This is a genomic window from Pseudoduganella sp. GCM10020061, assembly GCF_042683405.1.
Classification (GTDB): domain Bacteria; phylum Pseudomonadota; class Gammaproteobacteria; order Burkholderiales; family Burkholderiaceae_D; genus Telluria.
The window spans coordinates 100,794-120,270 of record NZ_JBHUJS010000010.1 but is presented as its reverse complement, the minus strand read 5'-3'; the positions used below and the strand labels follow the sequence as shown (position 1 = coordinate 120,270).

Sequence of the window (19,477 nt, the reverse complement as noted above, 5' to 3'; positions counted from 1 at the left end):
TGGTGAAACCATAATCCTGGCCGGGCGGCCACGCGAGGCGGGTGCGACAGGCGGACGGATTGGCGGGACAGGCTGCAAAAAGGTCCGTGGATGCATGGTGCCGCCTCTCGTCCTGGCCGGCGCCAATCCCCGCCTGCGCAGTGATGACGGCGCTGAATGACGGTGCCGGTGCTGCCTGCGTCATCTATAATGGTCGTTTCGCAAAAAACTTATTGCCACATCATGGAATTAGCCAAGTCTTTCGAGCCTGCCGACATTGAAAAGTTCTGGCGCACCGAGTGGGAGCAGCGCGGTTATTTCACCGCCACCACCGACGCGGACAAGCCCTCCTTCAGCATCCAGCTGCCGCCACCGAACGTGACCGGCACACTGCACATGGGCCACGCGTTCAACCAGACCATCATGGACGGCCTGACCCGCTACTACCGCATGCGCGGCTTTAACACCGCATGGGTGCCGGGTACCGACCACGCAGGCATCGCGACCCAGATCGTGGTGGAGCGCCAGCTCGACGCGCAGAAGATTTCGCGCCATGACCTGGGCCGCGAGAAATTCCTCGAAAAGGTGTGGGAGTGGAAGGAAAAGTCGGGCAACACCATCACCGGCCAGATGCGCCGCATGGGCGCCTCCGCCGACTGGAAGCGCGAGTATTTCACGATGGACGAGACGCGCTCGAAGGTCGTGACCGAAGTGTTCGTACGCCTGTTCGAACAGGGCCTGATCTACCGCGGCAAGCGCTTGGTCAACTGGGACCCGGTGCTGGGCACCGCCGTGTCCGACCTGGAAGTGGCGTCGGAAGAAGAAGACGGCTCGATGTGGTACATCCGCTATCCGCTGGCCGATGGCAGCGGCCACCTGACGGTTGCCACCACCCGTCCTGAAACCATGCTGGGCGACGTGGCCGTGGCGGTCGACCCGACCGACGAGCGCTATGTGCCGCTGGTCGGCCAAATGCTCAAGCTGCCGCTCTCGGACCGCGAAATCCCGATCATCGCCGACTCCTACGTGGACAAGGAATTCGGCACCGGCTGCGTGAAGATCACGCCGGCGCACGACTTCAACGACTACCAGGTGGGGCTGCGCCACAACCTGCCGATGCCGTCGATCCTGACGCTGGACGCGAAAATCAGCGACGACGCGCCGGCCGCCTACCGCGGCATGGACCGCTTCGCCGCGCGCAAGCAGATCGTGGCCGACCTGGACGCGCAGGGCCTGCTGCAGGAAGTCAAGCCGCACAAGCTGATGGTGCCGCGCGGCGACCGCACCGGCGTCGTGATCGAACCGATGCTGACCGACCAGTGGTTCGTGGCGATGTCCAAGCCGGCGCCGGAAGGCACCTTCAACCCGGGCAAATCGCTGGCCGAAGTCGCGCTCGACAAAGTCGCCAGCGGCGAGATCAAGTTCGTGCCGGAGAACTGGAGCACCACCTACAACCAGTGGCTGGGCAACATCCAGGACTGGTGCATCTCGCGCCAGCTGTGGTGGGGCCACCGCATCCCGGCGTGGTTCGACGACGCCGGCAATGTCTATGTCGCGCGCGACGAGCAGGCCGCGAAGGAACAGGCGGCGGCGCGCGGCTTCAGCGGCGAACTGCAGCGCGACGAAGACGTGCTCGACACCTGGTTCTCTTCGGCGCTGGTGCCCTTCTCCACCATGGGCTGGCCGGAAGAGACGGTCGACATGAAGATGTTCCTGCCGTCGTCGGTGCTGGTGACCGGCTTCGACATCATCTTCTTCTGGGTCGCGCGCATGGTCATGATGACTACGCACTTCACCGGCAAGATCCCGTTCGAGACCGTGTACGTGCACGGCCTGGTGCGCGATTCGAGCGGCCAGAAGATGTCCAAGTCGAAGGGCAATACGCTCGACCCGATCGACCTGATCGACGGCATCGACGTCGAAACCCTGGTTGCCAAGCGCACCACCGGCCTGATGAACCCGCGCGACGCGGAAAAGATCGCCAAGGCGACGCGCAAGGAATTCCCGAACGGGATCCCGGCCTACGGCACCGACGCGGTGCGCTTCACGATGGCGAGCTACGCTTCGCTGGGCCGCAATATCAACTTCGACCTGGGCCGCGCCGAGGGCTACCGCAACTTCTGCAACAAGCTGTGGAACGCGACCCGCTTCGTGCTGATGAACACCGAAGGCAAGGACTGCTCGCCAAGCGACGCCGACCTGTCGATGGCCGACAAGTGGATCATCTCGCTGTTGCAGCGCGCCGAGAGCGAAGTCGAGAAAGGCTTTGCCGACTACCGTTTCGATAACATCGCGGCCGCGATCTACAAGTTCGTCTGGGACGAGTACTGCGACTGGTACCTGGAAGTGGCCAAGGTGCAGGTGCAAAACGGCAGCGAAGGCCAGCAGCGCGCCACCCGCCACACCCTGCTGCACGTGCTGGAGACGGTGCTGCGCCTGGCGCACCCGATCGTCCCGTTCGTCACCGAGGAACTGTGGCAGACCGTGGCGCCGATGGCCGGCCGCCCGCTCGACCCGAACGGCGACTCGATCATGCGCCAGGAGTACCCGATGGCCGACCTGTCGAAAGTGGACGAGGCAGCGGAACAGTGGATGCTGGAGCTGAAGTCGCTGACCGACGCCACCCGCAACCTGCGCGGCGAGATGAAGCTGGCGCCGTCGCTGCGCGTGCCGCTGATCGTCGAGGCATCGGCAGCCGACAAGGAGCGCATGGCCGGCTTCGCGCCCTACATCCAGTCGCTGGGCAAGCTGTCGGAAGTGCAGATCGTCGACACGCTGCCGGAGTCGCCGGCGGCGGTGTCCGTGGTCGGCACCACCAAGCTGATGCTCAAGGTCGAGATCGATGTCGGCGCCGAACGCGAACGCCTGTCCAAGGAGATCGCGCGCCTGGAAGGCGAGATCGCCAAGGCCAGCGGCAAGCTGTCGAGCGAAAGCTTCGTGGCGCGCGCGCCGGCGGCGGTGGTGGAACAGGAGCGCGAGCGCGTCGCCAGCTTCTCGGCGACGCTGGCCAAGATGCGCGAGCAGTTCGCCAAGCTGCCGCCTGCCTGATACAGCGGGACTGCACAAAAGACCGGGATTGCGATCCCGGTTTTTTTTGGCCTCGCGCATCCGGATTGGCGGGTGGCTGGGCGGGCGGGAGCCGGGACGCCGGCGGGACCGGTCCGGCGATCACGCAGGAACGCCTCCATTTTATTGTCGCAATGATCACGACATCGGTTATCCTAGCCGCTCTTCTACTCGGTTATTCCGCTGCATCTGATGGGTCAAGACGCGCCGACACTGCAAGCCCTGCATTCGATTTCCCGCCCCTACTTGCGTCCGGCGGTGCTGAAACGACTGGCACTTTTCCTTGCCGCCAGCCTGTCGATCGTCTGGGGCGGTGTGGCGCTCGAACATGCGAACCTGCGCAAGATCTCCCAGATCGAAAGCAACCGCACCGTCAACAACCTGGCGCGCGCATTCTCCGAGGAGGTCAACTCCACCATCAGCACGGTGGACGTCGCCCTGCTCTCGCTGCGGCGGCACTACACCGGCAACCGCGAGGACTTCGGAGCCATACTCGGCGAATTCAACCGCGAGCTCACCAGCAAGGTGATCTTCCAGATCGCGGTCACCGACAAGCACGGCATCGTCGCGTTCCTCAGCTCAGGCCCGGTGAAGCGCCGCATCGACGTATCGGACCGCGAGCACGTGGCCACCCTGTTGCGCGACCCGGTCGACCGCCTCGTGATCAGCCGTCCGCTGGTCGGCAGGGCCTCCGGCGTGCTCGGGGTGCAGTTCGCGCGTCCGGTCTTCGACCGCAACGGACAGCTCGCCGCAATCATCGTGGCATCGGTGTCGCCGGAATACTTCTCGCGCTTCTACAACCAGCTCGATCTTGGGAACGACACGTCCATCAGCCTGGTGCGCAGCGGCGTGGTCCTCGCCCGCAATTCGCGCGGCGGCAGCAACCGCTATATCGGCGCCACGCTGGCAGGCTACCCCTACGATGACAGCGTGCGCGAACACGGCGGCGGGTTCCGCCGCGTGAGCCGGCTCGATGGCGTGGAACGCTTCTACGGCTGGCGCAGGCTGCCGAACTACAACCTGGTGGTCACGGTCGGCCAATCGGTGCTCGACGCCCAGGCGCGCTACGCCGAGCGCCAGCGGTTCGCCACCGTGATGGGCGCCGTCCTGTCGCTCGCCCTGCTGGTGCTGGGCTGGGGCGCGATCACCGCGCGCTACATCCGCGCGCGCGCGCAAAGGGCGATGGCCATCGCCGAAGCGCGCTGGCAGCTGGCATTGAACGCCTCCGGCGCCGGCGTGTGGGACTGGGAAGTTCCCACCGGCGTCATGATGCTCACGCCGCGCGCGCAGGCCCTGCTGGGCATTGCCGGGCCATCGATCGCGTGGAGCTTTGCGGCCCTCAAGGACCGCATCCATCCGGACGACCTGCCGCATGTCACCGCCGCACTGCGCGACCTGATCGAAGGCAGGAGCCCCGACTACAGCGTCGAGTACCGCGTCGAGCGCGCGCCGGGCGTCACGGCGTGGGTGCAGGAACACGCCATGGTGGTGGATCGCAGCGAGTCGGGCGCCGTGCACCGCGTGGTCGGCACGGTCACCAACATCGACGAACGCAAGTCGCACGAAGAGCAGATGCGCCACATGGCCAGCCACGACACCCTGACCGGGCTGGCCAACCGCGCGCTGTTCGGCGACCGCCTGCAACAGGCGATCCTGCTGGCGCAGCGCGAGAAGACGCGCCTGGCCGTCATCTACTTCGACCTGGACAAGTTCAAGCCGGTCAACGACACCTTCGGCCACGCCACCGGCGACCAGCTGTTGATCGGAGTGGCGTCGCGCGTGCGCGGCGGCCTGCGCCAGTCCGATACGCTGGCCCGGCTGGGCGGCGACGAATTCGCGGTGCTGCTGCCGAACTGCTCGTCCGCCGCCGCCGCGCAAAAGGTCGCCTCCGGCATCCTCGCCCTGCTCAACGAACCGTTTATCGTGGACGGAAATGAACTGCATATTTCGGGCAGCATCGGCGTGAGCGTGTTCCCCGATTGCGGCGAGGATGCGGCGCAGCTGGTGCACCACGCGGACCAGGCCATGTACCGCTCCAAGCAGGAAGGGCGCAACCGCGTGACGCTGTACTGCGAGAACGGCGCCTGCTGACCCGGCCGCATCTGGCGACGGTTGGCCGGCGACACAGGATTCACACATCACTGGGGAGACATCGAATGCGAACCACCGCCCTGATCGGCCTGATCGCGCTGCTATCGGGCGCGCCTGCATGCGCGCAGACTGCGTCGCCGGTCGGGCTGTGGCAGAGCGTCGACGACGTGAGCGGCAAGCCCAAGGCACTGATCCGCATCACCGAGCACAAGGGCGTGCTGGAAGGCCGCATCGAAAAGCTGTACCGCGCGCCCGGCCAGGACCCTGATCCCCGCTGCCTGCGCTGCGAAGGCACGCGCCACAACCAGCCCGTGGTCGGCATGGTCTTCATGTCCGGCCTCAGGAAGGATGGCGAGGAATACAGCGGCGGCGAGATCCTCGATCCGGACGACGGCAAGGTCTATCGCAGCAAGCTGGAGCTGCTCGAAGGCGGCCGCAAGCTGCGCGTGCGCGGCTACATCGGCGTGCCCATGCTGGGCCGCTCGCAGGTCTGGGTGCGCCTGGAATAAGGCCGCCACGCCGGCCGCGCGCGAGTGTGTCGGACGGCCGCCCGCGTGTATCAAATATGTGAACTTTGGTCGTCTCGCCGGCCCCTCGGCAGGGAATTTTTGCTCGCTTACAACAGGGTCATTTTGTCATTGCAAAAAATCAATGATCGTTATTATGATCGTTACGTATCCACCGCGAGGAGCAAGACGGATGATTTGCCTACCCCGACCGCCGCGACCGCATCCCGACGCACCCTGCCAGCCCGCGCGCCTTTGATGCGCCCCGCCGCGCCATCAGTTCCCATGGCTTCTTGACGAACCCAGTCGGCCAACGCGCTTCCAGGCTGCCTGACTATTACTGCCCACATCGTGCACTCACAAACGCAAATCGATCCGGTAGTCAGCTTCCGTAACTCCCAGGGCGAGTCCGTGCGCGGCACGATCGTCAACCTGCAGCGTACGGCGCTGGTCATGGAGATCTACAACCCGTATTCGATCGTGCAGATCAGCGAGGTGCTGAACGAGCTCACCGTGCGGCTCGGCACCGGCATCGCGTACTCCGGCAAGGCCGTGGTGATCAGCATGGTCAACACCGGCCTGACCGCAGTGGTCTCGGTCACGCTCATCGAGCAGTGGCGCGAACTGTCCGACGTGCCCGTGCCCGATTCGGTGTCGGCGCAGGCAAGGCTGTTCGTCAAGGACTGGAGCGAACGGTTCCGCATCCGGCGCGATTACCAGATCCTGGTCAACGAGGCGCGCGCGTTCCTGTCGGACGTATCGCGCTGGGTCGAACAGGTCGACATGTCGGACTCGCTGCCCAAGGAGGACGGGCGGCTGCGCGCCGACTTCTTCCAGGAGCTGGCCACGCCGCTGGTGGAGAAGACGCAGGGCTATTTCGCCAGCCTGGAGGGCGAAGCGAGCCTGATCGAGGACGAGCTGGATTCGGCCCACCGTTCGTTCGCCCAGGCGGCGCTGCATCCGCTGATCCTGCGCGCGCCGTTCGTGCACCGCACCTTCACCAAGCCGCTCGGCTATGCGGGCGACTACCAGATGGTCAACCAGATGATCGACGACCCGCGCCAGGGTCCGAGCACCTACTTCCAGATCGTGAATGCGGCATTCCTGAACGCGTCCGCGGCGCAGGCGCACCGCAACCGGATCGACATCCTGCTCGGCTTCCTGACCCGCCTGGCAGCCGATGCGCGGCGCGAGGGACGTCCCTACCGCGTGATGAACGTCGGGTGCGGGCCGGCGATCGAGATCCAGCGCTTCATCCGGCAGTGCCCGGACGCGCCCTTCCTGCAGTTCGAACTGGTCGACTTTTCGGCGGAAACCCTGGGCTGGACGCGCGACAAGCTGTCCGGCATCGCCGCTCAGGCCGGCCACGATGTGTCGATCACCTGCGTGCACGACTCGGTCCACAACCTGCTCAAGCGCCGCACCAGCACCACGCCGGCGCCGCCGCGCGATTTCGACGCCGTGTACTGCGCCGGCCTGTTCGACTATTTGTCCGACAAGGTGTGCAGCCGCCTGACCGACCATTTCGCCAGCCGCACGCGGCCCGGCGGCAAGGTGCTGGTCACCAATGTCCATTCCTGCAATCCCGACCGCCAGTTCGTGATGGGCCACCTGCTCGAGTGGTACCTGGTGTACCGCGACGAAGCCGGCATGCAGGCGATCCTGCCCACCTGCGGTCCGCAGCGCGTATACGTGGACAGCACCGGCGTGAACGTGTTCGCCGAAGTAGGAGTGCTGCAGTGAACGCCGAACTGATGACAGGGTACGAGGCGCAGATCCGCGAACACCGGCTGGCCTTCTCGCGCGGCTGCGCGTGGGCGGCGATCGTCCTGATCCTGCTCGGCATGGGACTGGATTACGGCCTGTATCCGGAGCGCCAGGTGCTGTTCGGGGAAGCCCGCATCTTCTTCTCCCTCCTGATCCTGGCCATCATCGGGCTGATGCGCACGCGCTGGGGCGAGGCGCACGGGATGGAACTCACCTTCACCTGGCTGGTGCTGCCGCAGGTGATGATCACCTGGATGATCGCGGAAACCGAAGGCGCGAGCTCGCTCTACTACGGCGGCCTGCCGCTGGCGATCTTTGCGTCCGGCCTGGCGCTGCCGTTCACGGTGTGGCAGAACGTGGCGTTCAGCGCGGTGACCTTCGTGCTGTGGATTGCCGCCTGCTCGGCGCATCCCGAATCGTTCACCATGCGCGGCGCGCTGGTGGTGAACTCGCTGTTCCTCATCATGTCCGCATCGATCAGCGCGATCTGCACCTACTTCAACGAGCGCGCGCGTTTCCGCCTGTTTCGCCTGCGCGCCGAGGTGGCCGCCACCAACTCGCAGCTGGAGAAGACCAACCGCGACCTCGCCGACATCAAGGGGCAGATGCTGCAGCAGGAAAAAATGGCGGCCATCGGCACCCTGTCGGCGGGACTCCTGCACGAGGTGAACAACCCGGTCAACTTCTGCATGATGGCGATCGACGTGGGCATGGAGGACCCGGCCGCGCGCGCCAGCCCGTCGCTGATGGAATGCCTGAGCGACGCCAAGCAGGGCATGCAGCGGGTGCACTACATCGTCGGCGACCTGAAGAAGTTCGCCTACCGCAAGCCGGACAGCGAGATGCAGCCGTCGCACTTCCTGTTCGAGAGGGCGCTCAGTTCCGCGCTGCGCCTGGTCGGCCACGAGATCAAGGGCGTCCAGGTCAACCGCTCGCTTCCTGACGACACCCTGGTGTCCGGCGACGAGGCGGCCATCGTCGGCGTGCTGATCAACCTGCTCGGCAACGCGGGCCAGGCCTGCCGCGACAGCGGCAGGCAGGAAAGCGTGATCGACGTGGTCGCGAGCTGGAACGGGGACCGCCTCGGCGTGATGGTGCGCGACAACGGCCGCGGCATCGCTCCCGAGCTGCTCGGCCGCGTGTTCGAGCCCTTCTTCACGACGCGCGAAGTGGGCAAGGGACTCGGACTAGGACTGTCGATCAGCTATAGCGTGATCCAGCGCCACGGCGGCACGCTACGGGTGGAAAGCGCGCTCGGGGAATGGACCAGATTCATCTTCGACCTGCCGCGCGCGGCCTAGGGGAAAACGATGCAAGCGAACGAACGCAACATCACCGTCCTCTACGTCGACGACGAAGCGCTGGCGCGCAAGTACTTCGCATCGGCGATCGAGTCGGACTACACCGTGCTGACCGCGCTCAGCGTCGACGGCGCCATCGAGGTGCTGTCCGCCACCCACGGCGCGGTCGACATTATCGTGACCGACTACCGCATGCCGGGCCAGAATGGCGTGGAACTGCTGCGCCACGTACGCGAGGAATATCCCCACATCGTCTCCATCCTGCTGACCGCCTTCGCGGACAAGGACGTGCTGCTCGATACCATCAACCGCGGCGAAGTATTCCGCATCCTGGAAAAGCCGCTGCAGCGCGAGCAATTGCGGGCGGTACTGCGTGAAGCCAGCGCGCGCGGGCGCGCGCGCATCGCGCGCATCCACAACATGAACGCGATCGGCGAGACGCTCGCCTTCCTGGCCCACGAACTCAACACGCCCCTGGCGGCGATCGCGAACTTCGCGCGCGGGGTGCGGCGGCGCGCGGCCAGCAGCCAGGTCTCGCCGGCCGAGCTGACCGACGCCACGCTGTCCATCCAGGACAACGCACGCTATTGCATGTCGATGCTGGCCGCATTCGTCGAGTCGCTGCGCTTGGCCAATGCGCCGACGCTGGGCGGTCATGCGCAGGCCAACGCCAGCGCCAGCCAGCTGGTGGCGGCGCTGCTGGACACCTACCCGCTTACCAAGGCGCAGCGCGCATCGATCATCGTCGAGGTGCGCCAGGACTTCGGCATCTCCGCCCTGCCCAACTGCGTGTCGCTGGTGCTGTCCTCGATCCTGAGCAACGCGCTGCGCGCGCTGTCGGAGCAGCATGCGCCGGTGCTGCGCTTTACCGTCGACTGCGCACCGGCGCCAGGTATCGTCATTTCCGACAACGGCCCCGGCATTCCGCCCGAAATCCTGGAGCGCCTGCTGATCGATCCGGTCAGCACCCACGCTTCCAGCGGCGGACATGGCTGGGGACTGATTTTCTGTAACCGCGTCATGCAATCGTTCGGGGGCAGCATCACGGTCAAGTCAGAACTGGGACGGTCGACCGTGATCGCACTCAATTTCCCAGCACTGAAGAAGGAATAAGCGATGACTGAGCTTCACACCCCTGCTCCGGCTATCCTGTTCGTGGACGACGAAGCGACCGCCGTCAAATACTTCCAGCGCGCGATCGGCGACCTTGCCCCGGTTGTTACCGCAAGCTCGGTAGAGGAAGGAAAACGCCTGCTGGACACCCATGCCGCCAGCGTGCGCGTGCTGGTGTCGGACCAGCGCATGCCCGGCGCCTGCGGCAACGAGCTGCTGTTTTATGCGCGCGACCGGTATCCGGGCGTGGTGCGCATCCTGACCACGGCGTATTCGGAACTGGAGCAGACGGTGGAAGCGGTCAACCAGGGGCAGATCCACCGCTACATCCAGAAGCCGTGGGAGATCACCGCGCTGCGCATGGAGCTCAGGCAGGCCCTCAGCCTGGCCGAGCTGCAGCGCGAGCACGCGCAGCTGATGCGCGAGAAGATGATGGTGCGCCAGCAGCAGACCGTCGGCAACCGGATTGGCACGCTGTATGCGCTGTGCGCGAGCCTGCTGGAAGAACGCCATCCGCTGCCGCTCGAGCCCTACCTGGCTGCCGCGGCCCAGGCGACGCTGTCGGTCGAGCAGCCGGACTGGCAGCGGATGGATTACTGCGACCTGGTGGCTGCCGAGGCAGAGCGCAGCGCGTCGTTCGGGCGCGCCGTGCGCGCGCGGCTGTCGCTGATGGAGGAAAAGCACCCCGGGGTGGCGCCCGATCCGGTGGTGACAGTGCTGTCGCAGGTGTTCGGCGAGACGCTGGGGCCGTGCGACGGCGGCTGCGTATTCGTGAACCAGCGCCAGCTGGCCGAGTACCTGGAGACGGCGGTGACCAAGCCGGTGACGGAGCAGCATGCGGCCTGGGTCGCAAGCCTGCTGTGGCTGGCGCGGCGCGGCTGGTCGATGCAGATGGAACCATCGAACGAAGGACTGCGCGCGCGGCTGGTGCAGGGGCCGAAGCCGATGTCGGCCGGCCAGATCGCGGCGTGGGTCGAGCAGTTCTAGGGTCCAGGGGACGGTCCCCGCCGGGGGCAGTCCCCGTCCTTCATCAGGACAGGTTGTCCCACAGGTCGCCGGTGGGGCTGGTGCGCGGCGCGGTGACGCCGAAGTGCTGGTATGCCTGCGGCGTCGCGATGCGCCCGCGCGGCGTGCGCTGCAGGTAGCCCTGCTGGATCAGGAACGGCTCCAGCACGTCCTCGATCGTGTCCGCTTCCTCGCCGATCGCCGCAGCCAGGTTGCCCACGCCAACAGGGCCGCCCGCAAACTTGAACAGCACCGCTTCCAGGAGCTTGCGGTCCATCAAGTCGAATCCCACGCTGTCCACGTCCAGCATCGCGAGCGCCGCATCGGCCATCTCGCGCGTGATGTTGCCATTGCCCTTCACTTCCGCGTAGTCGCGCACGCGGCGCAGCAGGCGGTTGGCGATACGCGGCGTGCCGCGCGCGCGGTTGGCGATCTCGCGCGCGCCGTCCTCCGCGATCGGCGCGCCCAGCAGGGCCGCGCTGCGCACGACGATGCGCGCCAGCTCCTCCGGCTTGTAGAACTCGAGGCGCGCAACGATGCCGAAGCGGTCGCGCAATGGATTGGTCAACATGCCTGCGCGCGTGGTCGCGCCCACCAGCGTGAACGGCGGCAGGTCGATCTTGACCGAGCGGGCCGCAGGGCCCTCGCCGATCATGATGTCGATCTGGTAGTCCTCCAGCGCCGGGTACAGGATCTCTTCGACGACCGGCGACAAGCGGTGGATCTCGTCGATGAACAGCACGTCGTTCGGCTCGAGGTTGGTCAGCATGGCGGCAAGGTCGCCCGCGCGCTCGAGCACCGGGCCGGAGGTCTGGCGCAGGTTCACGCCCATCTCGCGCGCGATGATGTGGGCCAGCGTGGTCTTGCCGAGGCCGGGCGGCCCGAACAGCAGCGTGTGGTCGAGCGGCTCGCTGCGCTTCCTCGCCGCCGAGATGAAGATTTCGAGCTGGCCGCGGATCTTCTCCTGGCCGACGTATTCCTCGAGCTGCTTGGGACGCAGCGCGCGCTCGATCGCCTCTTCGTTGGGCGAAGCGGGGGCCGCGCTGACCACGCGCTGTTCGGTGAAACTGTCGGTCTGGATGCTCATTGCTTAGCCTTTGGAGAGCGCCTTTAGGGCGAACTTGATGCCATCGGAAACGCTGCTGCCGGCCGGGAGGTTCTTCACGGCGGCCAGCGCTTCCTTGTCAGAATACCCCAAGGCGGCAAGCGCGTTGAGGATGTCGGTTTGCGTGTCGTCGCGCGGCCCACCGCCGGCCACGCCGATGTCGGCGCCGAGCTTGCCCTTCAGTTCCAGCAGCAGGCGCTCGGCGGTCTTCTTGCCGATGCCGGGCACCTTCACCAGGCGGCCGGCTTCCTGCAGCGTGACGGCCTGGGCCAGGTCCGCGACCGTCATGCCGGACAGGATCGACAGCGCCGTCCGCGCGCCGACGCCGGAGATCTTGATCAGCTGGCGGAACACGGCGCGTTCGGACACGGTGCCGAAGCCGAACAGCAGGTGCGCGTCCTCGCGCACGGCCAGGTGGGTGTACAACACCACTTTTTCGCCGCTGTGCGGGAGGTTGTAGAAGGTCGACATCGGCACGTCGACTTCGTAGCCGACGCCGTTGCAGTCCACCAGTACTTGCGGCGGGGTTTTGTCGAGCAAAACCCCGGAAAGACGACCAATCATCGGGAGCCTTGGAATGGGTTAGACGAGGCGGCCGCGCTTCATGCGCAGGCCTTGCAGCTGCGGGGAGACGGTGCCCAGCAGCGCCAGCGCATCATGGCTGTTCGCGTGGCAGATTGCAACCCCGAGCGCGTCGGCGGCATCGGTGCCGGGCAGCCCGGGCAGCATCAGCAGGCGCGAGACCATGTCCTGCACCTGGGCCTTGGCGGCCTTGCCGGTGCCGACCACCGCCTGCTTGACCTGGGTGGCGCTGTATTCGGCCACGCCGAGGTCGGCGCCGACCAGCGCGGTGATCGCGGCGCCGCGGGCCTGGCCGAGCAGCAGGGTCGATTCGGGGTTCATGTTGACGAACACCTTTTCGATCGCGGCGCAGTGCGGCTGGTAGGTGCGCGCGAGTTCGGTGATCCCGTCCAGGATGATCTTCAGGCGCGGGGGCAGCGCGCCGCCGGTGCCGGTGGCGATGGTGCCGGAAGCGATGTAGCGCAGCTTGCTGCCTTGTTTTTCGATGACGCCAAAGCCGGTGGTGCGCAGGCCGGGGTCGATGCCGAGGATGATCATGGGTGAATCTTATACCGCTGAGCTAGACCGTGGTGGCGGAATTGCCCCATTTATGGCCGATTCCGCCAACGCCGTCACCCCCGCCTGCGCGGGGACGACGCCGTTCTGGCCGATTAGTGGCGGAAGTGGCGGGTGCCGGTGTAGAGCATGACCACGCCGCGCTCGTCGGCCGCGTCGATCACTTCCTGGTCGCGCATCGAGCCGCCCGGGTGGATCACGCAGGTGGCGCCCGCGTCGACCACGACGTCAAGGCCGTCGCGGAACGGGAAGAAGGCGTCCGACGCCACCGCCGAACCGGCCAGCGACAGGCCGGCGTTCTGCGCCTTGATCGAGGCGATGCGCGCCGAGTCGATGCGGCTCATCTGGCCCGCGCCCACGCCCAGCGTCATGCCGCCGGCGCAGAAGACGATGGCGTTGGACTTGACGTACTTGGCGACGCGCCACGCGAACAGCATGTCCTGCAGCTGTTCCTGGGTCGGCTGCTTCTTCGTGACCACGCGCAGTTCGCCCAAGCCCACGTCCTTGGCATCCGGGGTCTGCACCAGCAGGCCGCCGCCGACGCGCTTGAAGTCGTACTGGTTGCTGCCGGCGCCCAGCGGGATCTGCAGCAGGCGCACGTTCTGCTTGGCCGACATGATCGAGCGCGCCTCGTCGGTGAACGACGGCGCGATCAGCACTTCGACGAACAGCTTGGACAGCGCCTGCGCGGCGCGGCCGTCCACTTCCACGTTCAGGGCGATGATGCCGCCGAAGGCGGAGGTCGGGTCGGTCTTGAGCGCGCGCTCGTAGGCGTCCAGCGCATCCACGCCGATCGCCACGCCGCACGGGTTGGCGTGCTTGACGATCACGCAGCCGGCCGGCTGGCCCAGGCCGCCCAGCGTCTTCACGCATTCCCAGGCGGCGTCTGCGTCGGCGATGTTGTTGTACGAGAGTTCCTTGCCTTGCAGCTGGGTGTAGTTGGCCAGCGAGCCCGCGGCAGGCGCGTGGTCGCGGTAGAACGCGGCGCCCTGGTGCGGATTCTCGCCGTAGCGCATGTCCTGCACTTTTTCGAACGACAGGTTGATCGTCTGCGGGAAGGCGGAACGGGTGGCGTGCTGCCTGTCCTCGCCCAGGCTGGTCAGGTAGTTGGTGATCGCGCCGTCATACTGCGCGGTGTGCGCGAAGACCTTCTTGGCCAGCATGAAGCGGGTGTCGTAGCTGACCGCGCCGGCTTCGGCGCCGGTGCCCTTCATCTCGGCCAGCACGCGGCCGTAGTCGGCCGGGTCGCACACCACCACCACGTCGCGGTGGTTCTTGGCGGCCGAACGCAGCATGGTCGGGCCGCCGATGTCGATGTTCTCGATCGCGTCTTCCAGCGAGCACTCTTCCTTGGCCACGGTCTGCTGGAACGGGTACAGGTTCACCACCACCATGTCGATGGTCGGCATGCCATGCTCGGCCAGCTTGGCCATATGCTCAGGGAAGTCGCGGCGCGCCAGGATGCCGCCGTGGACCTTCGGGTGCAGCGTCTTGACGCGGCCGTCGAGCATCTCGGGGAAGCCGGTGTAGTCGGCCACTTCGGTGCAGGCGACGCCATTGTCCATCAGGAGCTTGGCGGTGCCGCCGGTGGACAGGATGTTCACGCCGAGCGCGGACAGCGCGCGCGCGAAATCGAGGACGCCGGTCTTGTCGGAGACGGAGATGAGGGCTTGTTTGATCATGGGGGATGGCCTGGTTGTTGTGAATTCTTGGGTGCGCGCCGCGTGCCGTCCTGGCCGGGCCCGCGCATCCGAAGCACGGGCCACCCGCGTGCGTCGGAGCGTTACAGCAGTCCGTGTTCCTGGAGCTTCTTGCGCAGGGTATTGCGGTTAATGCCCAGCATCTGCGCGGCGTGCGACTGGTTGCCGTCCGCGCGCGACATCACCACCTGCAGGATCGGCTTCTCGACCGTCAGCACCACCATGTCGTAGATATTCGACGGCTGCTGCTCGCCCAAGTCGTTGAAGTACTCTTCAAGGCTTTTCTGGACGACTTCCTGGATGATCTCTTTGCTCATAATGCGTGACGTGCCTGTATTGAGTTTCCGCTTTCACCAAAATGGGGACAGACCCCATTTTTTCGGCATTGTTTGCTTTTACGCTGCCAACGCCTGGTCGAATGCTTCGGAGGGGCGGTATTGTAACCGCTCCCCGTGTTTATGTTGAGACCCAAAAAACCTGTCCACCGCGGCCAGCTGCTCGGCCGTGGATTCCAGCAAATTCATCTGCTGGCGGAATTCTTCGCCGCCCGGCAGGTCCTGCACGTACCAGCCGATATGCTTGCGCGCGGTGCGCACGCCGAGGAACTCGCCATAGAAGGCGTAATGCGCGGGCAGGTGCTCCTGCATCAGCGCGCGCACTTCTTCCACCAGCGGCGCGGGCATCAGCTCGCCGGTGCGCAGGTAGTGGTCGATCTCGCGGCAGATCCATGGACGGCCCTGCGCGGCGCGGCCGATCATCACGGCGTCGGCGCCGGTGTAGTCGAGCACGAACTTCGCTTTTTCGGGCGTGGTGATGTCGCCGTTGGCGACCACGGGAATCGAGACGGCCTGCTTGACCGCGCGGATGGTGTCGTATTCGGCATCGCCCTTGTAGCCGTCGGCGCGGGTACGGCCGTGCAGCGTGAGCATGGCGATGCCCGCGTCTTCGGCGATGCGCGCGATGCGCAGCGCGTTCTTGTTTTCGCGGTTCCAGCCGGTGCGGAACTTGAGCGTGACCGGCACGTCGACCGCCGACACGACCGCGTCGAGGATGCGCTTGACCAGGTCTTCGTGCTGCAGCAGCGCCGAGCCGCACCAGGCATTGCAGACCTTCTTGACCGGGCAGCCCATGTTGATGTCGATGATCTGCGCGCCGCGTTCGACGTTGAAGCGGGCGCAGTCGGCCAGGTCCTGCGGGTCGGCGCCGGCGATCTGCACGGCCTTCGGTTCCATTTCGCCGGCATGGTCGGTGCGGCGCGAGGATTTCTCGCTGGCCCACAGGCGCGGGTTCGATGCCGCCATCTCGGACACCGCATAGCCGGCCCCGAGCTGCTTGCACAGCTGGCGGAACGGGCGGTCCGTCACGCCAGCCATCGGCGCGACAAAGACGTTATTGCGAAGGATGTGTGGACCGATTTGCACGAGGGTCAGGAATGGCTGCGGGAACCGGCTATTTTATACGAACAACTGCTCAAAATATAAGCACTATTTTGGCTGGGTGTTGCTTTGCGGACGGCACTGCCGCCCCGGCGCCCGGGGCAGTCCCCTGCTCTTACAACTCGTCGAGTGCTTTTGCCAGGTGGCCGGTTTCGCCCCAGCTGTCGAGCACGAGCCTGCCGTCGTGGAAGCGGAAGCGGTTGATGCTGGCGTTGCGGATGGGGAAGCTGCGCGGCGACTCGAGCACCATGTTGTGCGCGGCGCGGTAGGCGCATTCGAGCACGCCACCGTGGGCGACCAGGGCCAGCGATTTGCCCGGGTGGCGCGCGGCCCAGTCGGCGACGGCATCCAGCGAGCGCCGGTAGAAGGCGCGGAACGATTCGGCCTGCCGCTCGCCCGCCGGCGGGACCGAGTCGACCTGGCGCGCCTGCCAGTCCTCCCAGTCCTCCGGGTAGCGGCGCGCGATCTCGGCGTACAGCAAGCCTTCGAAGGCGCCGTAGCAGCGCTCGCGCAGGCGCGCGTCGCGCTGGACCGGCAGGCCGTGGTGGCGGGCGATCGCCTCCGCGGTCTGGTGCGCGCGCTGCAGGTCGCTGGCGACGATGGCGTCGAAGCGCTCGCCGGCCAGCGCGGCGGCCAGCGCTTCGGCCTGGCGTTCGCCTTCGGTATTCAGCGGGATGTCGGTGTGGCCCTGCAGGCGGCGGTCGGCGTTCCAGGCGGTTTCGCCATGGCGGATCAGGAGGATGGAGGTCATGGGGTCGATCGGAAACGGCGCGCGCCGCGGCACGGCAGGCCGCACGGGCGGGAATGGCGAGGTGTCGGCCGGGCGGAAATCAAGGCGCCAGGGTCTTTGCGACGGCGGGGTGGGTCGAGTACACGCCGATCAGCTGCGCTTCGTCGAGGATATGGCCGCGGATAGCCAGGAGCGCTTCGGCGCCGGTGAACGTGCCCTCCAGCGGGAAGCGCGGCACGTCGAGCGCGTACAGCCGGAAAATGTAGTGGTGGATGCGCAGGTCGTTCCACGGCGGGCATGGGCCGTCATAGCCGAAATACTCGCCGGTCATGTCGGGATCGGTGGCGAACCAGTTGGTGTAGTCGTTCAGGCCCTGCCGCAGCTGGTGCAAGGTGCCGTTCCGGACCAGGAAGGGAACGTCCGGGCCGTCCTTGCCGCCGGGCGTGACCATGTCCGAGAACTGGCCGGCGGCCAGCGACTTGATCGCGACCGGGATGTCGACCAGGGTCCAGTGGAAGAATTCGGTGCGCAGCAACTCCTCGGGAAGCTCGCGCCCTTCGCGGTTGACGTCCGTGCCGACGCTGGGCACGTCGACGTCGATCACGAACAGGGCCAGCGACTCGGTGCCGGGGGGGACCTCGTCCCAGGCCAGGTGCGGGTTGCGGTTGGCGCAAAAACGCACATGGGTGGCCGGATCCGCCGCGCCCAGGGCAAACTCCTCGGGGATCACTCCGCCGTCGCTGAACGAATCGCTCCACAGTCTCATAGCGCCTCCTGCTCCCTTCCTATATATATATGACAGCCCGCCCGGGCCGAGGTTCAGCTGGCGACGGCAACCGCCGCCGGCGGCACCTGCAGCCAGAACGTGACCGGACCGTCATTGGTGAGCGTGACCTGCATGTCCGCCCCGAACTGTCCGGTTTCGACGATGCCATGCTTTGCGCGCGCCTGTCGCACAAAATGGGAGAACAGGCGTTCGCCGTCCGCCGGGCTGGCCGCGGGCGAGAACGACGGCCGGGTGCCGCTGTTGGTGTCGGCCGCGAGCGTGAACTGGGGCACCAGCAGCAGGCCGCCCGCGACGTCGGTGACGCTGCGGTTCATCTTGCCGGCATCGTCCGTAAATACGCGGTAGCCCAGCAGCTTGTTGAGCAGGAGCCCCGCTTCGCGTTCGGTGTCGCCGCGTTCGGCGCACACCAGCACCATCAGGCCGGGGCCGATGGCGCCGATCGTCGCACCTCCGACGGCAACGTCGGCCCGCGTGACCCGTTGCAGCAGTGCGATCATGCCGACAGGGTGACGCGCGCGAACTTGCGCTTGCCGACCTGGATCACGAAGGTGCCGGCCTGCAGCTGCAGCGCCTTGTCGCTGACCACGCCGCCATCGAGGCGCACGCCGCCCTGGTCCACCATGCGCATCGCTTCCGAGGTGGAGGCGCACAGGCCGGCCTGCTTGAGCAGCTGGGCCACGCCGACCGGCGCGCCGGACAGGGCTACTTCCGGCACGTCGTCCGGGATGCCGCCCTTGGAGCGGTTGACGAAATCGGCCAGCGCGTCGTCGGCCGCCTGCGCGCTGTGGAAGCGGGCGACGATCTCCTTGGCGATCGCCACCTTGGCGTCGCGCGGATTGGCGCCGCCCTCCACCGCCGCCTTCAGCGCGGCGATGTCGTCCAGCGAGCGCCAGGACAGCAGCTCGTAGTAGCGCCACATCATGGTGTCCGAGATGCTCATCACCTTGGCGAACATGGTGTTGGCCGGCTCGGTGATGCCGATGTAGTTGTTCTTGGACTTGGACATCTTCTCGACGCCGTCCAGGCCTTCCAGCAGCGGCATGGTCAGGATGCACTGCGGCTCCTGGCCGTAGTCCTTCTGCAGCTCGCGGCCAACCAGCAAGTTGAATTTCTGGTCCGTTCCACCCAGCTCAAGGTCGGACTTCAAAGCGACCGAATCGTAGCCCTGCATCAAGGGGTACAGGAACTCGTGGACGGAGATCGGAGTCCCACTCTTGTAGCGCTTGGTGAAGTCGTCGCGCTCCATCATGCGCGCCACGGTGTAGCGCGAGGCCAGCTGGATCATGCCGCGCGCGCCGAGCGGATCGGACCACTCCGAGTTGTAGCGGATCTCGGTCTTGGCCGGGTCCAGCACGAGCGATGCCTGCTTGAAGTAGGTCATCGCGTTACTTTCAATCTGTTCGCGCGTGAGCGGCGGGCGCGTGACGTTGCGGCCGGACGGGTCGCCGATCATCGAGGTGAAGTCGCCGATCAGGAAGATCACCTGGTGGCCCAGGTTCTGCAGCTGGCGCATCTTGTTCAGCACCACCGTATGGCCCAGGTGCAGGTCGGGCGCGGTCGGGTCCAGGCCCAGCTTGATCCGCAGCGGCACGCCGGTCTTTTCCGAGCGCGCCAGCTTCTGGGCGAATTCGGATTCGATCAGCAGTTCGTCGACCCCGCGCTTGGCAATGGCGAGCGCTTCCTGGACGGAATCGGTGATCGGAAGGGCCGTGGGAGACGCTGTTGTAGAGGTCATAAGCTGCGTTTATCGGTTG

At 66.3% G+C, this 19,477-nt stretch carries 17 protein-coding genes; 7 read left to right on the top strand and 10 right to left on the bottom strand.

Annotation, left to right across the window (positions count from 1 at the left end; translation table 11 throughout):
• Positions 1 to 222 precede the first annotated feature (222 nt).
• From ACFSQR_RS13610 to ACFSQR_RS13580, 7 genes are all read left to right on the top strand, one after another.
• The gene (locus ACFSQR_RS13610; RefSeq protein ID WP_377730424.1) at positions 223 to 3,027 is read left to right on the top strand and encodes a valine--tRNA ligase; all 2,805 of its coding nucleotides are present in this window, start codon (positions 223 to 225) and stop codon (positions 3,025 to 3,027) included.
• Between the two features lie 276 nt (positions 3,028 to 3,303).
• Entirely contained in the window at positions 3,304 to 5,136 is a 1,833-nt protein-coding gene (locus ACFSQR_RS13605; RefSeq protein WP_377730423.1) for a diguanylate cyclase domain-containing protein, read from the top strand.
• A 65-nt stretch (positions 5,137 to 5,201) separates the two neighbouring features.
• Positions 5,202 to 5,645 carry a DUF2147 domain-containing protein gene (locus ACFSQR_RS13600; RefSeq protein ID WP_377730422.1) on the top strand — a complete coding sequence of 148 codons (444 nt, stop codon included), beginning with the start codon at positions 5,202 to 5,204 and terminating at the stop codon, positions 5,643 to 5,645.
• Between the two features lie 348 nt (positions 5,646 to 5,993).
• Positions 5,994 to 7,385 (top strand): class I SAM-dependent methyltransferase, encoded by a 1,392-nt coding sequence (locus ACFSQR_RS13595; protein ID WP_377730421.1) that lies wholly within the window; start codon positions 5,994 to 5,996, stop codon positions 7,383 to 7,385.
• 11 nt (positions 7,386 to 7,396) lie between these two features.
• Complete coding sequence (locus ACFSQR_RS13590; RefSeq protein WP_377730597.1) at positions 7,397 to 8,710, top strand: sensor histidine kinase; 1,314 nt, start codon at positions 7,397 to 7,399, stop codon at positions 8,708 to 8,710.
• Positions 8,711 to 8,719: 9 nt separating this feature from the next.
• Positions 8,720 to 9,823 carry a response regulator gene (locus tag ACFSQR_RS13585; RefSeq protein WP_377730419.1) on the top strand — a complete coding sequence of 368 codons (1,104 nt, stop codon included), beginning with the start codon at positions 8,720 to 8,722 and terminating at the stop codon, positions 9,821 to 9,823.
• Between the two features lie 3 nt (positions 9,824 to 9,826).
• Positions 9,827 to 10,810 (top strand): response regulator, encoded by a 984-nt coding sequence (locus ACFSQR_RS13580; protein WP_377730418.1) that lies wholly within the window; start codon positions 9,827 to 9,829, stop codon positions 10,808 to 10,810.
• A gap of 43 nt (positions 10,811 to 10,853) precedes the next feature.
• On the opposite strand, the gene ruvB is transcribed toward ACFSQR_RS13580, so the two are convergent.
• From ruvB to tyrS, 10 genes are all read right to left on the bottom strand, one after another.
• On the bottom strand, positions 10,854 to 11,915 hold the full coding sequence (ruvB, locus tag ACFSQR_RS13575) for a Holliday junction branch migration DNA helicase RuvB (protein WP_377730417.1): 1,062 nt from the start codon (positions 11,913 to 11,915) through the stop codon (positions 10,854 to 10,856).
• Positions 11,916 to 11,918: 3 nt separating this feature from the next.
• Positions 11,919 to 12,497 (bottom strand): Holliday junction branch migration protein RuvA, encoded by a 579-nt coding sequence (gene ruvA / locus ACFSQR_RS13570; RefSeq protein ID WP_377730415.1) that lies wholly within the window; start codon positions 12,495 to 12,497, stop codon positions 11,919 to 11,921.
• A gap of 18 nt (positions 12,498 to 12,515) precedes the next feature.
• Entirely contained in the window at positions 12,516 to 13,052 is a 537-nt protein-coding gene (gene ruvC / locus ACFSQR_RS13565; protein WP_377730414.1) for a crossover junction endodeoxyribonuclease RuvC, read from the bottom strand.
• 113 nt (positions 13,053 to 13,165) lie between these two features.
• On the bottom strand, positions 13,166 to 14,752 hold the full coding sequence (gene purH, locus ACFSQR_RS13560) for a bifunctional phosphoribosylaminoimidazolecarboxamide formyltransferase/IMP cyclohydrolase (protein ID WP_377730413.1): 1,587 nt from the start codon (positions 14,750 to 14,752) through the stop codon (positions 13,166 to 13,168).
• 101 nt (positions 14,753 to 14,853) lie between these two features.
• On the bottom strand, positions 14,854 to 15,087 hold the full coding sequence (locus ACFSQR_RS13555; protein WP_377730411.1) for a helix-turn-helix domain-containing protein: 234 nt from the start codon (positions 15,085 to 15,087) through the stop codon (positions 14,854 to 14,856).
• A 78-nt stretch (positions 15,088 to 15,165) separates the two neighbouring features.
• Positions 15,166 to 16,191 carry a tRNA dihydrouridine synthase DusB gene (gene dusB, locus ACFSQR_RS13550; RefSeq protein WP_377730410.1) on the bottom strand — a complete coding sequence of 342 codons (1,026 nt, stop codon included), beginning with the start codon at positions 16,189 to 16,191 and terminating at the stop codon, positions 15,166 to 15,168.
• A 130-nt stretch (positions 16,192 to 16,321) separates the two neighbouring features.
• Entirely contained in the window at positions 16,322 to 16,957 is a 636-nt protein-coding gene (locus tag ACFSQR_RS13545) for a histidine phosphatase family protein (RefSeq protein ID WP_377730409.1), read from the bottom strand.
• Between the two features lie 79 nt (positions 16,958 to 17,036).
• Positions 17,037 to 17,702 carry a YbhB/YbcL family Raf kinase inhibitor-like protein gene (locus tag ACFSQR_RS13540; RefSeq protein ID WP_377730408.1) on the bottom strand — a complete coding sequence of 222 codons (666 nt, stop codon included), beginning with the start codon at positions 17,700 to 17,702 and terminating at the stop codon, positions 17,037 to 17,039.
• Between the two features lie 53 nt (positions 17,703 to 17,755).
• Complete coding sequence (gene dtd / locus ACFSQR_RS13535) at positions 17,756 to 18,220, bottom strand: D-aminoacyl-tRNA deacylase (RefSeq protein ID WP_377730407.1); 465 nt, start codon at positions 18,218 to 18,220, stop codon at positions 17,756 to 17,758.
• A complete protein-coding gene (gene tyrS, locus ACFSQR_RS13530; protein ID WP_377730406.1) occupies positions 18,217 to 19,458 on the bottom strand; it encodes a tyrosine--tRNA ligase in 1,242 nt (413 codons plus the stop codon). The genes dtd and tyrS overlap by 4 nt, the downstream gene beginning before the upstream one ends.
• Between the last annotated feature and the right edge of the window lie 19 nt (positions 19,459 to 19,477).

What these genes read in the sequence shown, in the direction of transcription:
- ACFSQR_RS13610 (WP_377730424.1), top strand. Translation starts at nt 223, where the DNA reads ATGGAATTAGCCAAGTCTTTCGAGCCTGCCGACATTGAAAAGTTCTGG.
- ACFSQR_RS13600 (WP_377730422.1), top strand. Translation starts at nt 5,202, where the DNA reads ATGCGAACCACCGCCCTGATCGGCCTGATCGCGCTGCTATCGGGCGCG.
- ACFSQR_RS13590 (WP_377730597.1), top strand. Translation starts at nt 7,397, where the DNA reads ATGACAGGGTACGAGGCGCAGATCCGCGAACACCGGCTGGCCTTCTCG.
- ACFSQR_RS13585 (WP_377730419.1), top strand. Translation starts at nt 8,720, where the DNA reads ATGCAAGCGAACGAACGCAACATCACCGTCCTCTACGTCGACGACGAA.
- ACFSQR_RS13580 (WP_377730418.1), top strand. Translation starts at nt 9,827, where the DNA reads ATGACTGAGCTTCACACCCCTGCTCCGGCTATCCTGTTCGTGGACGAC.
- ruvB (WP_377730417.1), bottom strand. Translation starts at nt 11,915, where the DNA reads ATGAGCATCCAGACCGACAGTTTCACCGAACAGCGCGTGGTCAGCGCG.
- ruvA (WP_377730415.1), bottom strand. Translation starts at nt 12,497, where the DNA reads ATGATTGGTCGTCTTTCCGGGGTTTTGCTCGACAAAACCCCGCCGCAA.
- ruvC (WP_377730414.1), bottom strand. Translation starts at nt 13,052, where the DNA reads ATGATCATCCTCGGCATCGACCCCGGCCTGCGCACCACCGGCTTTGGC.
- purH (WP_377730413.1), bottom strand. Translation starts at nt 14,752, where the DNA reads ATGATCAAACAAGCCCTCATCTCCGTCTCCGACAAGACCGGCGTCCTC.
- ACFSQR_RS13555 (WP_377730411.1), bottom strand. Translation starts at nt 15,087, where the DNA reads ATGAGCAAAGAGATCATCCAGGAAGTCGTCCAGAAAAGCCTTGAAGAG.
- ACFSQR_RS13545 (WP_377730409.1), bottom strand. Translation starts at nt 16,957, where the DNA reads ATGACCTCCATCCTCCTGATCCGCCATGGCGAAACCGCCTGGAACGCC.
- ACFSQR_RS13540 (WP_377730408.1), bottom strand. Translation starts at nt 17,702, where the DNA reads ATGAGACTGTGGAGCGATTCGTTCAGCGACGGCGGAGTGATCCCCGAG.
- dtd (WP_377730407.1), bottom strand. Translation starts at nt 18,220, where the DNA reads ATGATCGCACTGCTGCAACGGGTCACGCGGGCCGACGTTGCCGTCGGA.
- tyrS (WP_377730406.1), bottom strand. Translation starts at nt 19,458, where the DNA reads ATGACCTCTACAACAGCGTCTCCCACGGCCCTTCCGATCACCGATTCC.